The following is a 13,554-nucleotide window of genomic DNA, read 5'->3' on the forward strand; positions in this document are numbered from 1 at the left end:
TCACAAAGTGCGCTATTCTGGATTCATGGCACCCACCCCTGAGCTTATTGACCGTCCCCGTGTCCTCGTCGTCGGCGGCGGTTACGTCGGCCTGTACGTCGCGCTGAAGTTGCAGAAGAAGATCGCAAACGCCGGTGGCATCGTCACCGTCGTCGATCCGCTGCCCTACATGACCTACCAGCCCTTCCTCCCCGAAGTGGCCGGCGGCAACATCGAGGCACGCCACGCCGTCGTCTCCCACCGTCAGCACCTGAAGCAGACTGAACTGATCCAGGGCCGCGTCACCAGCATCGACCACGCCAACCGCACCGCGGTTGTCGCTCCGGCCGACGGCGGCGCCCCGTTCGAGATCCCGTACTTCGACGTCGTCCTCGCGGCTGGCGCCATCACCCGCACCTTCCCCATCAAGGGCCTCGCGGACAAGGGCATCGGCCTCAAGACCATCGAGGAAGCCGTTGCACTCCGCAACAAGGTCCTCGAGCGCATCGAAGCCGCGTCCACCATGACCGACGCCGCAGAGCGCGCCAAGGCCCTGACCTTCGTGGTGGTCGGTGGCGGCTTCGCCGGCATCGAGTGCATCACCGAAATGGAAGACCTCGCCCGTGCCGCGGTCAAGAACAACCCGCGCATCAAGCAGGAGGAAGTCCGCTTCATCCTGGTTGAAGCCATGGGCCGTATCATGCCCGAGGTCACCGCACCGCAGGCCGAATGGGTCGTTGAGCACCTGCGCAGCCGCGGCATCGAGGTGCTGCTGAACACCTCCCTCGACAACGCCGAGGGCACCTTGAAGCTGATCAACATGCCGGACAAGACCCCGGCCGAGGAAGTTGCCGCAGACACCCTCGTATGGGCAGCCGGCGTGCAGGCCAACCCGATGGTCCGCTCCACCGACTTCCCGCTGGAACCGCGCGGCCGCGTCAAGGTCCTCCCGGACCTGCGCATCGGCGGCGACGAAGGCATCGTGGAGAACGCCTGGGCCGCCGGCGACATCGCCGCCGTTCCGGACCTCACCGGCAAGGGCCTGCCGGACGGCACCTGCGTGCCGAACGCCCAGCACGCCCTGCGCCAGGCCAAGCGCCTCGCCAAGAACCTGTGGGCTTCCCGCTGGGACAAGCCGCTGGTCGACTACAAGCACAAGAACCTCGGTGCCGTGGCCGGCTTCGGCGAGTGGAAGGGCGTTGCCAACATCAACCTCCTGGGCCGCATCGGCCTCAAGGGCGGCCTCGCCTGGCTGGCACACCGTGGCTACCACGGCATGGCCATGCCCACCGTTGAGCGCAAGTTCCGCGTGATCTTCGGCTGGATCCTGGCCTTCTTCGCGGGCCGCGACACCACCCAGCTGATCGACCTGGACAACCCGCGCGGTGCCTTCGTCTCCGCTGCCACCCCGGCCCCCAAGCCGGCCGCCGCTCCGGCGCCGGCCGCTCCGGCCGAGGACAAGGCTCCGGTCGCGGCTGACGCCAAGTAGCGTTCCGCGCGCCAAACGAACCATCGACGGCGGCCGCTTCCCCACACGGGGAGGCGGCCGCCGTCGTCGTATCCGCCGGAAGCCTCCACGCCCCTAGACTGTCTGCCATGGCAGGCGAAACCGATCTGGCGGCACTCCTCGAATCCATGCACCCCGTCCTTCGGGAGGGCGAGTACGTTTATGCGCTCTGGCCGCACGGCCGGCCGCTGGAAGGCGGCGTCGAAGCGGCCGTGCGGGAGGCCGAAGGACTGACCGTGGTGCTGCACCGCGACGAAGCGGACCGGCTCGGCCTGGAGTACGACTTTGTTGCCGCCTGGATCACGCTGCAGGTGCATTCGGCGCTGGAAGCGGTGGGCCTGACCGCGGCCGTCAGCTCCGCGCTGGGTGCGGCGGGGATCAGCTGCAACGTCCTGGCGGGCTTCCACCACGATCACCTGCTGGTTCCCGTTGCGGATTCGGCGCACGCCATGGAGATCCTCACCTTGCTGCAGCGGGGCGTCGTCCTGCGGAGCGGGATGCGCGCGGACCGGGAAGCGATCCTTGCCCTGACGGCTGCCGCCTTCTCGATCAATCCCGTCACTGGCCTGCCTGTGGACGGCGAACCCGGGGAGGTGGGACTGCTGAAGGAGCTCTTCGAATGCGAGGGGTACCTTCCCGGGCTGAGCATCGTGGCCGAACTCGGCGGCGAGATCGTGGGGCACGTCATCAGCACCCGGGGCTTCGTCGGCGATCTCCCGTTCCTCGGGCTGGGGCCGATCAGCGTGGAGCCGCATCTGCAGCGCCGCGGCATCGGCTCGGCCTTGCTCCGCGAAACCGCCCGGCGGGCCGCCGCTTCGGGGGAGGCGGGGATCGCGCTGCTCGGCAGCACGGACTACTACCCTCGCTTTGGCTACGTTCCGGGGACGACCGTGGGAGTACAGCCGCCCGAGCCCGCCTGGGGCGCCCATTTCCAGGTGCTGCCGCTTCCGGGAATGCCCGACGCCGGAACCTCCGACGGCGGCCTGGGCACCTTCCGCTATGCGGAGCCTTTCCAGCGGCTGTAACCGCGCAGGCGCCTGCCGCCGGAACGGGGCGGCGAACTGCGCTGGGTTAGGATTGTGCGGGCGCCCCAGTAGCCCAATTGGCAGAGGCAGCGGACTTAAAATCCGCGCAGTCAGGGTTCGAGTCCCTGCTGGGGCACAAGTCGACGCGGCACCTGTTCCGCGCTTTCCTTCGCCGCTTTCCGGTGTCTCTTTCCGGTGCCGCGAAATCCCGCAAAATTCAGACGATACTCCCGTGCCCGGGGCAGGATTCCCCACAGGCAACGAGTGTTATAGGGATGTGACCTGAATCACTTATGTTCGCCGCCTGATTGCACTAGTTTGAGTCGTATTCAGGGACTACCTGATCTATCGCATCAAAGGCAGTTCGCACCTTTCGATCGAGGAGACGAATCCATGTTTGACCTTTCACACGCGGCTCCGCGTGCCGCCAAGCTCACAGTGCTTGGCATCGGTGTCGCGTTCCTGGCCACGGCCTGTGGTGGCTCGCCGTCACCCAGTGCAACGTCGACCAGTCCGGCGGCAAGCGGAGGCATCGCTTGCCCCGCTCCGAGCGCAAGCGCCGGGGCCACCGCCAGTGACGCACCCGCCGCCGGCGCCGTTCCGCCGTCGACGACCACCACGGATACTCCGCTGAAGCTCGGCTCGCTGCTGCCGACCACCGGCAACCTGGCCTTCCTGGGCCCACCCGAGATCGCCGGCGTGAACCTCGCCGTCAAGGAAGTCAATGCCGCGGGCGGCGTTCTCGGCAAGCCGGTCACGGTGACCCACCGCGACTCCGGCGACACCAAGACCGATACCGCCACCCAGTCCACCACCGCGCTGCTGGCCGGTGGAGCGCAGGCCATCATCGGTGCCGCGTCCTCCTCTGTTTCGAAGACCGTGATCAACCAGATCACCGGTGCCGGCGTGGTCATGTTCTCGCCTGCCAACACCTCCCCGGACTTCACCACCTGGGATGACAAGGGACTGTACTGGCGCACTGCACCGTCTGACGTGCTGCAGGGCAAGGTCCTCGGAAACTACGCCGCCACCTGTGGCGCCCAGACCGTCGGCATGATCGTCCTCAACGACGCTTACGGCACGGGCCTGCAGAAGAACGTCAAGGAGGCCTTCGAGGCCGCCGGCGGCAAGGTCGTGGCCGAGGAGCTCTACAACACCGGCGACTCCCAGTTCCAGGCACAGGTGGACAAGGTGGTGGCGGCCAAGCCGGACGCTATCGTGCTGATCACCTTCGATGAGGCAAAGTCCATCATCCCGCTGCTGACCGCCAAGGGCATCAAGGGAAGCCAGATGTTCCTGGTGGACGGCAACACCTCCGATTACAGCAAGGTCTTCAAGGCCGGAACCATGACCGGAGCCCACGGAACCTTCCCGGGCACCTTCACCAAGGACGACTTCAAGAAGTCACTCCTCTCGGTCGATTCCAAGCTGAAGGACTTCACCTACGGCGGCGAATCCTACGACGCCGTGAACCTGATCGCACTGGCCTCGGAAGCCGCCAAGAGCACCAAGGGCGTGGACCTCGCCAAGAAGCTCAAGGAAGTCTCCGAAGTCGGCGAGAAGTGCACCAACTACGCATCCTGCGTCACCCTGCTGCGCAACGGCAAGGACATCGACTACGACGGCAAGTCCGGTCCGGTCACCTTCTCCGACGCCGGCGACCCCACGGAAGCCTACATCGGCATCTACGAGTACAAGGATGACAACACCCTGAGCCCGGTCCAGGAAGAGTTCGGCAAGCTCTAAGCCGGCCCTGGCAGGACACAAAGGAAATCCCCGGAGCGGATGCTCCGGGGATTTCCTTTTGTTTTGTTCTGTTCTTTTTGGGGGCGCCCGCCGGTCTTCGCAGCAACAGGTGCCGAACAGAACAACCCTGGGCAGCAACAGGCCGCTGCGTCGGATGACGCAGCGGCCTGAGTGCTTTCCGGGGGTTACTGGCCTTCGCCGTTGACTTCGTCGGCGAGGGTTCCGAGGTACAGCTGGATGACCTTGGGGTCCTTCATGAGCTCCCGGCCGGTTCCTGTGTACGCGTCTTTGCCCTGGTCCAGGACGTAGCCGCGGTCGCAGATCTGCAGGCAACGGCGGGCGTTCTGCTCCACCATGATTACGGAGACGCCTGCCCGGTTGATCTCGTGGACCCGCAGGAAGGTTTCATCCTGCTTCACGGGGGAGAGGCCGGCCGAAGGCTCGTCGAGGAGCAACACGGCCGGGTCCATCATCAGGGCACGGCCCATGGCCACCATCTGGCGTTCACCGCCGGAGAGGGACCCCGCGCGCTGCGCACGGCGCCGGCCGAGCTCAGGGAAGAGGCCGGTGACGAAGTCGAAGCGCTCCGCAAACGCCTTGGGCCGCTGGAACATGCCCATCTGGAGGTTCTCTTCGATGGTCAGGGCTGCGAACACATTGTTGGTCTGCGGCACGAAGCCCAAGCCCTGGGAAACCAGCTTGTTGGCTTTCAGGCCCGTGAGGTCCTTGCCGTGCACCACCACGGAGCCAGAATGCACCTTCACCAGGCCGAACATGGCCTTGAGCAGGGTGGACTTGCCGGCGCCGTTGGGTCCGATGATGCCGATCAGTTCGCCCTTGCGGGCTTCGATGCTGCAGCCGTTGAGGATGTTGACGCCCGGCAGGTACCCCGCCACCAGGTCGGTGACCTTGACGACGGCGTCCTCCACGGGCGCGCTGCCCGCGGCCGGCATGGCGCTGGTGGCGCTCATTTGCCTTCCTCCTCTTCCAGGTGGGCCTCGACGGCTTCGGGGGCGATCATGCCCGCGGCGTCCGTGCCCACGATTGATTCTTCGTCCGCTTCCAGTTCGGCCTCGAGCTCGCGGATGCCTTCCGCATCGCCGAGGTCGACGTCGTGATGGGCGCCCAGATAGGCGTCGATCACGGCGGGGTCCTTCATGACTTCGCCGGGCGGGCCTTCGGCGACGATCCGGCCTTCGGCCATCACCACCACCCAGTCGGCGATATGGCGCACCATGTTCATGTCGTGCTCGACGAACAGGACGGTCATGCCTTCGGCCTTGAGGTTCTTGATGTGGTCCAGCAGGGACTGGGTGAGTGCCGGGTTGACGCCTGCCATGGGTTCGTCGAGCATCACCAGCTTGGGCTGGACCATCAGGGACCGGGCCATCTCAAGGAGCTTCCGCTGCCCGCCTGACAGGGACGCGGCGTAGTCGTCCTTCTTGGCGTCCAGCTTGAACTTCTTCAGGAGCACCTCGGCCTGCTGGGTGATTTCCCGTTCCCGGGCGCCCCAGATGTTCTTGAAAAGGGCCTTGGACAGCCGCTCGCCCGGCTGCTTGGATGCACCGAGCCGCATGTTCTCCATGACGGTCAGCTTGCCCATCACCTTGGTCAGCTGGAAGGTGCGCACCATGCCCATGCGCGCCACCTTGTAGGAGGAGACGCCGGCGATGTTGTTGCCTTCGAAGGTCCACGCCCCGGAGTTGGGGGTGTCGAAGCCGGTCAGGAGGTTGAACAGCGTGGTCTTGCCGGCACCGTTCGGGCCGATCAGCGCCGTGATCTTATGCCGCGGGATTTCGAGGTGTTCGACGTCGACGGCGGTGATGCCGCCGAAGCTGCGGGTGACGTTGTCCGCCACCACGATCGGGTCCCGCTTCTTGCAGCCGGGGAGGTTTTCGCCGACGGCGATGGCCCGGGTATCGGTCATGTGGTCGATGTTGTCGTTGCCGACGTTGTTGGGAGTGCTCATGCGAACGCCAGCTCCTTCTTGTTGCCGAAGACGCCTTGCGGCCTGAAGACCATCAGGAGCATCAGCGCGATACCGACCAGGATGAAGCGCAGCTGGCCTGCCTGGACGATCGAGATGAACGTGACTGCGCCGGATTCGATGAGCCCGGCCAGCAGGTTCTGGGTCAGGGACAGCACCACCCAGAAGATCATGGCGCCGACCACGGGTCCGAGCACGGTGGACATGCCGCCCAGCAGCAGCACGGTCCAGAGGAAGAACGTCAGTTCCGTGGCGTAGTTCGCCGGCTGCACCGATCCGCGGGGGAGGGTGAACAAGAGGCCAGCCAGGGCGCCCAGGATGCCACCGATCACGAGGGCCTGCATCTTGTACGCGTAGACGTTCTTGCCGAGGGAGCGGACGGCGTTCTCGTCTTCGCGGATGCCCTTGAGCACCCGGCCCCACGGGCTGCGCATGAGCAGCCAGACGATCACGACGCACAAGATGACGACGATCCAGCTGACAACGCGGACGTAGAGGTCCCGGTTGCTCCAGCCGAAGATGTAGGTGCCGGCGGGGAAGGGATTGAAGGAATCGAATTCCCGCTGGAAGGAGGACAAACCATCCGCCGAACCGGTGATCCGGAACAGGGTGTTGGTGGTGACGATGTACCGGATGATTTCAGCCGCGGCGATGGTGACGATGGCCAGGTAGTCGGCCCGCAGCCGCAGGGTGGGCACACCGAGCAGGAGCGCGAAGATCACGGCGCAGAGCAGCGAAATCAGCAGGCCCACCACGAACGGGACCTTGAACGTCAATGTCGAAATCGCGAAGCCGTAGGCACCTACCGCCATGAAGCCGGCCTGGCCGAAGTTCAGCAGGCCCGAGTAGCCGAAATGCACGGCGAGGCCGAGTGCGGCAAGCGCGTAGGCCGCCGTCGTCGGGGTGGCGATTTCGCCGAGGGCGAGAGAGAGGATGTTTCCGAAATCCATTGCTTGCTCCTAACCCACGCGCTCACGCCGGCCGAGGATACCCTGCGGGCGGAAGAGGAGGACCACGATCATGACGATGAGCGCGCCGACGTACTTCAGGTCCGGCGGCAGGACGAGGCTGGTCAACTCGATGAAGATGCCGACCACCAAGGAGCCCACGAGGGCGCCGAACACGGTACCGAGGCCGCCGAGGGTCACGCCGGCGAAGATGGCCAGCAGGATCTGCGTGCCCATGTCCCAGGTGACGCCGGGCCGGTAGTACGCCCAGAGGATGCCGCCCAGCGCCGCCAGGAAGCCGCCGACGATCCAGACGATACGGATCACGCCGTCCACATCGATGCCGGAGGCCGCCGCAAGGGCCGGGTTGTCAGCCACCGCGCGGGTGGCCTTGCCGAGGCGGGTCTTCAGGAGGACGACGCCGAGGACCGCGATGACCACGGCGGAGATCAGCAGGGACCAGAGCGTGTTGGGCGAAACCGAGATCGGCCCGAGCTGGACGTCCGTGACCTGCGAGCCCGGGAGCTGCTGGGTGTCGCCGCCGAAGAAGAACTGGAACACGTAACGGGCAGCGAGTGCCAGACCGATCGAGACGATCATCATGGGCACCAGCGCGGTTCCGCGCCGGCGCAACGGCCGCCAGAGCCCCGCGTCCTGGAGATATCCGAACGCCGCGCCGGCAATAAGCGCCAGCACGACAGCCAGCCAGACCGGCAGGCCCCAGGCGTTGAAGGCGAAGACGCCGAGCGCGCCGACGGTCACCATCTCGCCGTGGGCAAAGTTGGTGAGCCCGGTGGTTCCGAAGATCAGCGAGAGGCCAACCGAAGCCAGCGCGAGGAGCATGCCGAAACTGATGCCGGCAACAAGGCGGTTCAGCAGGTTCTGGCCGAAGTCCTGCCCTTGGACCACAATGCCTTTGCCGAAGGCGAAGATCACCGAGAGGTTGGAGGTCTGGCTGAAGGTGACCTCACGGGGATTCTGCTGGCCGTCGGCGAGCTTGATGCCGTCCGGCAGGGTGGAGGTATCCAGTTCCACCGTGTACTTGCCTTTTTCAGGAACGGGGATAACCCACGAACCATTGGCGCCGGACGTGGCCGAGCCTTCGAAGTTGTTTCCCTTGGCGGTAATCCGTACGCCGGGGATCGGTGCCCGGGCGTCGTCGCGGAGGAAGCCGCTGATGTTGTTCTGGAAACCTTGTTGAGCCGGCGACGGCGAAGGCGAAGGGGTGACTGCCTGCGCTGCGGGTGCTGCCAGCAGCAGCGCAGCGATGAGGGCTGCGAAGAACGCCCCCACGATTCGCTGCAGTCCCGCGTGCGGTCTCATGGACCGCTCTCTGCTTGTGCTTCTCAAAATGGAAAACCTTCCACATTGGGGGTGGTCCCGGTGCGCCATTGCAGCCGGTGCGAACGGTCATGGGCTGCCCACAGTTTCCGTAGCCTCCACTGTGACTTGCATCACCCATGCGTGCTTATGCTACCGCCGCCCGAGCGGGAAAAATGCTGCCCGCAGGCCTGTGGAGGTCGCGATCAGATAACAACTGTGAAGCGTGGGGCAACAATATGTTCAGCTTCGCTTAACGGAAGTCTGGGCGGTCGGCGGCGTTTCTAAAGTGTGACAATCGGGCCGGAACTTTTCAGGGTGGCCGGCCGTGGGACTTGGTAGCGTGAATTATCACTACGCCCTTATTCAGGAGGACACCCCACCATGGCACTCGGCGGCAACCCGGTCTTCAACGGAAAGAATTTCCGTGGGGCGGTGCAGGCACCGCCTGTACCCCCGAACCCGTATGCGCAGAATCCGTACGGCCAGAACCCGTACGGTCAGCCCGGCTTCGGCCAGACCCAGTACGGCCAGCCTGGCTTCGGCCAGCCGGCTTATGGCCAGCCCATGAGCGATGACCAGCTCCAGCAGATGTACAACCGGCCTGCTGCCGGTCCTGCCGAAACCGGCCGGATGACGTTCGACGACGTCATCGTCAAGACCGCGGCCTGCCTCGCGGTGCTGGTACTCGGCGCAGCCGTGACCCTGTTCGTACCGGCCGGCACCGCCACCATGCTGATGCTCGTCGGTGCCCTGGGCGGTTTTGTCCTCGCCTTGGTGAACACCTTCAAGAAGCAGCCGTCCCCGGCCCTGATCCTGGGCTATGCCGGACTCGAAGGCCTGTTCCTGGGCGGCCTCACCCGCTTCCTTGACGGCATGTACCCGGGCGTGGGCCTGCAGGCCGTCATCGGCACCCTTGCGGTGTTCGGCGTAACCCTGCTGCTCTTCAAGAGCGGCAAGGTCCGTGCCACCCCGAAGGCCGTGCGCTTCTTCATGATCGCCACCATCGGCTACGCCGTCTTCGCCCTGATCAACATGGTGATGATGCTGACCGGCGCCGTCCAGGAACCGTTCGGCCTGCGCACCAGCTTCGAAATCATGGGCATCCCGCTCGGTGTTTTCATCGGCATCCTCGCCATCGGCCTGGCCGCGTTCTCGCTGGTCATGGACTTCACCAGCATCGAGGAAGGCGTCCGCGCCGGTGCCCCGCAGCGCTACTCCTGGACGGCCGCTTTCGGCCTGACCGTCACCCTGGTGTGGCTGTACGTGGAGATCATCCGCCTGCTCGCCATTCTGCGCGGCGACGACTAGCCACAAACAGGAAGAGGGCCCCGCTTCGGCGGGGCCCTCTTCTGTGGTCGAGCCTGTCGAGATCCGGGTTTCGACAGGCTCATCCACCGCGGCCGGCCTAGCTCAGCCGCTCGAACACCACGGCCATGCCTTGCCCGCCGCCCACGCAGAGCGTCGCCAATCCGAAGGTGCCGTCCCGTTCGCGCAGGCCGTTGAGCAGGGTGTTCGTCATCCGCGCGCCGGTCATGCCGAAGGGGTGCCCCAGCGCGATGGCGCCGCCGTGCACGTTGAGCTTCTCCGGGTCGATGCCGAGTTCGCGGGCGCTGGCTACCACCTGAACGGCAAAGGCCTCGTTGAGCTCCACCAGGTCGATATCCGCCATCGTCAGCCCGGCCAGCTCCAGCGCCCGCCGGCTGGATTCCACCGGTCCCATGCCCATGATCTCAGGGGAGAGGGCGCTCGCAGCGGTGGAGACGACGCGGGCCAGTGGTTCGAGTCCGAGCTCCGCGGCGCGGGTGCTGCTCATGACGACGACGGCGGCCGCGCCGTCGTTCAGCGGGCAGGCGTTCCCGGCGGTGACAGTTCCCTCCCGGCGGAAGACCGGATCCAGTGCGCTGACGCCTTCCAGCGTGACGCCGGGACGCGGCGAATCGTCCCGCTCCACCACGGTGCCGTCGGCGCGGGTGTACGGGGTGATTTCCCGGGCGAAGAAGCCCGAGGCGATCGCGGCTTCGGCCCGGTTCTGGCTGAGCACTGCCCATTCGTCCTGCTCCGCCCGGCTGATGCCGAAGCTGGTGGCGACATTCTCGGCAGTCTGGCCCATGGAGATGTAGATGTCCGGCAGCCGGCCGCCGAGCCGCGGATCCGTCCATGGTGTGTTCGAGGCCGCCCGGGCGGCCGTGCGCTGCTTGGCCGCTGCGAAGCGCGGGTTGTGCACCGAGGAGTCGCTTTCGCCGGCGCCGGCCCAGTTCTGGTAGCGGGACACGGATTCGACGCCCGCGGACACGAAGGCGTGGCCTTCGCCGGCGCGGATGGCGTGGAAGGCCATCCGCAGGGTCTGCAGGCTGGAGGCGCAGAAGCGGTTGACCGTCACGGCCGGGACGTAGTCGAGTCCGCACAGGATGGAGACTACGCGGGCCATGTTGGAGCCTGCCTCGCCGCTGGGTTCCGCGCAGCCCAGATACAGGTCGTCCAGCCCGGACCATTGGTCCATGCCGAGGCCCGCGCCGGCGTCGAACCCCGGGATCTTCGCCAGCGCGGCGGTGACCATCGCGGCGGCGAGGTCGTCCGGGCGCTCGTCCTTGAGGGATCCTTTGAAGGCCCGGCCGATCGGGCTGCGGGCCATGGACACAATGACAGCCTCAGTCATGGCCACAGCTTACGCCCGCGGCCACGGCGCCAGGACAGCCGGGCCAGGACGGTCAGGTCAGGACAGCCGGGTGGCACCGGCCGCGGGGGTAACCGTGAAGATGTCCGGCGCTGTGAAGCCGGCATCCAGGAAGGACCGCGCGACGGCGTCGCGCACCTGCTGCTCCAATCCCACCGGAGTCAGGGCGATCGCCGAGCCGCCAAAGCCGCCGCCGGTCATGCGGGCGCCGATGGCGCCGTGGGACCGCGCAGTATCGACTGCGAGGTCGAGTTCCGGGCAGGAGATTTCGAAGTCGTCGCGCATCGAGGTGTGGCTCGCGTCCAGCAGCCGGCCGATGCTGCCGGCCCCGCCGGCCGCCAGCTGCTTCACCGTCTCCAGGACGCGTGCGTTCTCCGTGACCACATGCCGCACGCGGCGGAAGGTAATGTCGTCCAGTACGGTGCGGGCGTCGTCGAGCTGCTCCACCGCGAGGTCGCGCAGGGCCGGAACGCCCATGAGCCGGGCGCCCAGCTCGCAGGAGGCACGGCGGGAGGCGTAGCCGCCGTCGGCGTGGGAGTGCGAGACCTTCGTGTCGATCACCAGCAGCACCAGGCCCGCGGATTCGGCGTCGAAGGGGACCAGCTTCACGCTCTGGTCCCGGCAGTCGAGGAACACGGCCTTGCCCTTGCTGCCGCGCAGGGAAGCAGACTGGTCCATGATGCCGGTGGGCGCGCCCACGAAGTTGTTCTCGGCCTGCTGCGTTGCCAGGACCATGTCCTCGGCCGCGAGGCCGGCGCCGGTAATGTCATTGAGGGCGCTGATCACCGCGCATTCGATGGCGTGCGATGAGGACAGGCCGGCGCCAAGGGGAACATCGGAGTCCAGGAGGAGATCGAAGCCGGGCACCTCGACGCCTCGCTGCCGGAGTGCCCAGACGACGCCCAGCGGGTACTTGCTCCAGCCTTTGATGGAGCCGTCCGCAACGGCCTCGGGAGAGAGCCCGGACAGCTCCGCCTCCACGATGCCCTGGTCTCCGAAGGTGGACAGCAGCCGCACCTTGGAGTCATGCCGGATCCGGAGGGCCACCTTGGCGGTCTTGTCGATCGCGAAGGGCAGCACGAATCCTTCGTTGTAGTCCGTATGCTCGCCGATCAGGTTCACGCGCCCCGGAGCCTGCCACACGCCGTCGGGCGCTGCTCCGAAAGCGTCCTCGAAGCGGACGGTGAGCTCGGTCATGCGTGCTTTCCTTCCTGGGGTGCGGCGGTGGCCAGTGCCGGGTCCGCAACCATGCGGAGCCGTTCGGCCACGGCCTCGGGGGTGGTGTCGTTGATGAAGGCTCCCATGGCGGCTTCTGAACCGGCAAGGAACTTCAGCTTGTCCGCCGCGCGCCGCGGGGACGTCAGCTGGAGATGGAGCCGGCCGGATTCCCGCAGGCCCGCCACCAGCGGGGCCTGGTGCCATGCGGAGATGTACGGCGTAGGCGTCGGGTACAGGCGGTCCAGCCGTTTGAGCAGATCCAGGTAGACCACCGTGAGTTCCTCGCGTTCCGCCCCGTCCAGCGCGGCGAGGTCGGGTACGTGGCGATGCGGGACCAAGTGGATCTCCAGCGGCCAGCGCGCCGCGAAGGGGACGTAGGCGCTGAAGTGTTCGCCCTCCAGGATCATCCGGCTGCCGTCGTTCTGTTCGGAACGGAGGATCGACGCGGCCAGGGACTCCTTGCCGCCGCTGCGTTCGAAATGAGCAGCCGCCGCGGCGGCCAGCACTCCTGCCCGCGGAGTGACGTAGGGGTAGGCGTAGATCTGCCCGTGCGGGTGGTGCAGCGTGACGCCGATGTCCGCGCCACGGTTCTCGAAGGGGAACACCTGCTTGATGCCTGGCAGCGCGCTCAGGGCTTCGGTGCGCTGCGCCCAGGCGTCGATCACCGTGCGGGCGCGCTGTTCGCTCAGCTCCGCGAAGGACCCGGTGTGCTGCGGTGTAAATGACACCACTTCGCAGCGGCCGTAGGCGGGTGCGCTGAGCCCCCATCCGCTGTGCTCCGGTGCGCCGGCATGCGGGAGTTCGCCCGTGACCGGCCCCAGCGAGGGGAAACGGTTTTCGAAGACCACGACGTCGTAATCCGGCGCCGGGATTTCCGAGGGGTTGGCCGGGGTGGTGGGGCAGATGGGGCACTGGTCCGCGGGCGGCAGATGGGTGCGGCTTTGGCGGTGGGCGGCGACCGCCACCCAGTCTCCGCTCAGGGCGTCGAAGCGGACTTCGCCGGGCTCGGCGCGGGGCGGCAGATCCCGGTTATCCACCAGGGTGGCGGGATCCCGCGGGAGCGTGCCGGCGTCGTCGAAATACAGCAGCTCGCGGCCGTCGGCGAGGAGGGTGCGGCTAAGGCGGGTCATGCGACAATCATCCCACAA

At 66.6% G+C, this 13,554-nt stretch carries 11 protein-coding genes and 1 tRNA gene; 5 read left to right on the forward strand and 7 right to left on the reverse strand.

What is annotated here, in order from left to right:
• The first annotated feature begins 25 nt into the window (after positions 1-25).
• From BIU82_RS12925 to BIU82_RS12940, 4 genes are all read left to right on the forward strand, one after another.
• A complete protein-coding gene (locus tag BIU82_RS12925; protein ID WP_070349855.1) occupies positions 26-1,468 on the forward strand; it encodes an FAD-dependent oxidoreductase in 1,443 nt (480 codons plus the stop codon).
• A 107-nt stretch (positions 1,469-1,575) separates the two neighbouring features.
• Positions 1,576-2,511: an N-acetyltransferase gene (locus BIU82_RS12930; RefSeq protein WP_070349856.1), complete on the forward strand. Its 936-nt coding sequence runs from the start codon at positions 1,576-1,578 to the stop codon at positions 2,509-2,511.
• A gap of 62 nt (positions 2,512-2,573) precedes the next feature.
• A tRNA-Leu gene (locus BIU82_RS12935) sits at positions 2,574-2,647 on the forward strand.
• Between the two features lie 257 nt (positions 2,648-2,904).
• On the forward strand, positions 2,905-4,257 hold the full coding sequence (locus BIU82_RS12940) for an ABC transporter substrate-binding protein (RefSeq protein ID WP_070349857.1): 1,353 nt from the start codon (positions 2,905-2,907) through the stop codon (positions 4,255-4,257).
• Between the two features lie 185 nt (positions 4,258-4,442).
• On the opposite strand, the gene BIU82_RS12945 is transcribed toward BIU82_RS12940, so the two are convergent.
• From BIU82_RS12945 to BIU82_RS12960, 4 genes are read right to left on the reverse strand one after another with little or no spacing between them, the layout of a single operon-like run.
• Complete coding sequence (locus tag BIU82_RS12945) at positions 4,443-5,228, reverse strand: ABC transporter ATP-binding protein (protein ID WP_070349858.1); 786 nt, start codon at positions 5,226-5,228, stop codon at positions 4,443-4,445.
• Positions 5,225-6,226 carry an ABC transporter ATP-binding protein gene (locus tag BIU82_RS12950; protein ID WP_070349859.1) on the reverse strand — a complete coding sequence of 334 codons (1,002 nt, stop codon included), beginning with the start codon at positions 6,224-6,226 and terminating at the stop codon, positions 5,225-5,227. Before BIU82_RS12950 ends, BIU82_RS12945 begins: the two co-directional genes overlap by 4 nt.
• A complete protein-coding gene (locus BIU82_RS12955; RefSeq protein WP_070349860.1) occupies positions 6,223-7,194 on the reverse strand; it encodes a branched-chain amino acid ABC transporter permease in 972 nt (323 codons plus the stop codon). The genes BIU82_RS12950 and BIU82_RS12955 overlap by 4 nt, the downstream gene beginning before the upstream one ends.
• A 9-nt stretch (positions 7,195-7,203) precedes the next feature.
• Complete coding sequence (locus tag BIU82_RS12960; protein WP_070349861.1) at positions 7,204-8,514, reverse strand: branched-chain amino acid ABC transporter permease; 1,311 nt, start codon at positions 8,512-8,514, stop codon at positions 7,204-7,206.
• A 381-nt stretch (positions 8,515-8,895) separates the two neighbouring features.
• Between BIU82_RS12960 and BIU82_RS12965 the strand changes: the two genes are divergently transcribed.
• On the forward strand, positions 8,896-9,822 hold the full coding sequence (locus tag BIU82_RS12965; protein ID WP_070349862.1) for a Bax inhibitor-1/YccA family protein: 927 nt from the start codon (positions 8,896-8,898) through the stop codon (positions 9,820-9,822).
• 97 nt (positions 9,823-9,919) lie between these two features.
• On the opposite strand, the gene BIU82_RS12970 is transcribed toward BIU82_RS12965, so the two are convergent.
• The 3 genes from BIU82_RS12970 to galT are packed head-to-tail and all read right to left on the reverse strand — an operon-like array spanning position 9,920 to position 13,536.
• On the reverse strand, positions 9,920-11,170 hold the full coding sequence (locus BIU82_RS12970; protein ID WP_070349863.1) for an acetyl-CoA C-acetyltransferase: 1,251 nt from the start codon (positions 11,168-11,170) through the stop codon (positions 9,920-9,922).
• Between the two features lie 57 nt (positions 11,171-11,227).
• Positions 11,228-12,385 (reverse strand): galactokinase, encoded by a 1,158-nt coding sequence (gene galK, locus BIU82_RS12975; RefSeq protein WP_070349864.1) that lies wholly within the window; start codon positions 12,383-12,385, stop codon positions 11,228-11,230.
• Complete coding sequence (galT, locus tag BIU82_RS12980) at positions 12,382-13,536, reverse strand: galactose-1-phosphate uridylyltransferase (protein ID WP_070349865.1); 1,155 nt, start codon at positions 13,534-13,536, stop codon at positions 12,382-12,384. The genes galK and galT overlap by 4 nt, the downstream gene beginning before the upstream one ends.
• Positions 13,537-13,554: the final 18 nt, after the last annotated feature.

Source organism: Arthrobacter sp. SW1 (assembly GCF_001766675.1).
In the GTDB taxonomy this organism is placed as follows: domain Bacteria; phylum Actinomycetota; class Actinomycetes; order Actinomycetales; family Micrococcaceae; genus Arthrobacter.

What these genes read in the sequence shown, in the direction of transcription:
- BIU82_RS12925 (WP_070349855.1), top strand. Translation starts at nt 26, where the DNA reads ATGGCACCCACCCCTGAGCTTATTGACCGTCCCCGTGTCCTCGTCGTC.
- BIU82_RS12930 (WP_070349856.1), top strand. Translation starts at nt 1,576, where the DNA reads ATGGCAGGCGAAACCGATCTGGCGGCACTCCTCGAATCCATGCACCCC.
- BIU82_RS12955 (WP_070349860.1), bottom strand. Translation starts at nt 7,194, where the DNA reads ATGGATTTCGGAAACATCCTCTCTCTCGCCCTCGGCGAAATCGCCACC.
- BIU82_RS12940 (WP_070349857.1), top strand. Translation starts at nt 2,905, where the DNA reads ATGTTTGACCTTTCACACGCGGCTCCGCGTGCCGCCAAGCTCACAGTG.
- BIU82_RS12945 (WP_070349858.1), bottom strand. Translation starts at nt 5,228, where the DNA reads ATGAGCGCCACCAGCGCCATGCCGGCCGCGGGCAGCGCGCCCGTGGAG.
- BIU82_RS12960 (WP_070349861.1), bottom strand. Translation starts at nt 8,514, where the DNA reads ATGAGACCGCACGCGGGACTGCAGCGAATCGTGGGGGCGTTCTTCGCA.
- galK (WP_070349864.1), bottom strand. Translation starts at nt 12,385, where the DNA reads ATGACCGAGCTCACCGTCCGCTTCGAGGACGCTTTCGGAGCAGCGCCC.
- BIU82_RS12970 (WP_070349863.1), bottom strand. Translation starts at nt 11,170, where the DNA reads ATGACTGAGGCTGTCATTGTGTCCATGGCCCGCAGCCCGATCGGCCGG.
- BIU82_RS12950 (WP_070349859.1), bottom strand. Translation starts at nt 6,226, where the DNA reads ATGAGCACTCCCAACAACGTCGGCAACGACAACATCGACCACATGACC.
- galT (WP_070349865.1), bottom strand. Translation starts at nt 13,536, where the DNA reads ATGACCCGCCTTAGCCGCACCCTCCTCGCCGACGGCCGCGAGCTGCTG.
- BIU82_RS12965 (WP_070349862.1), top strand. Translation starts at nt 8,896, where the DNA reads ATGGCACTCGGCGGCAACCCGGTCTTCAACGGAAAGAATTTCCGTGGG.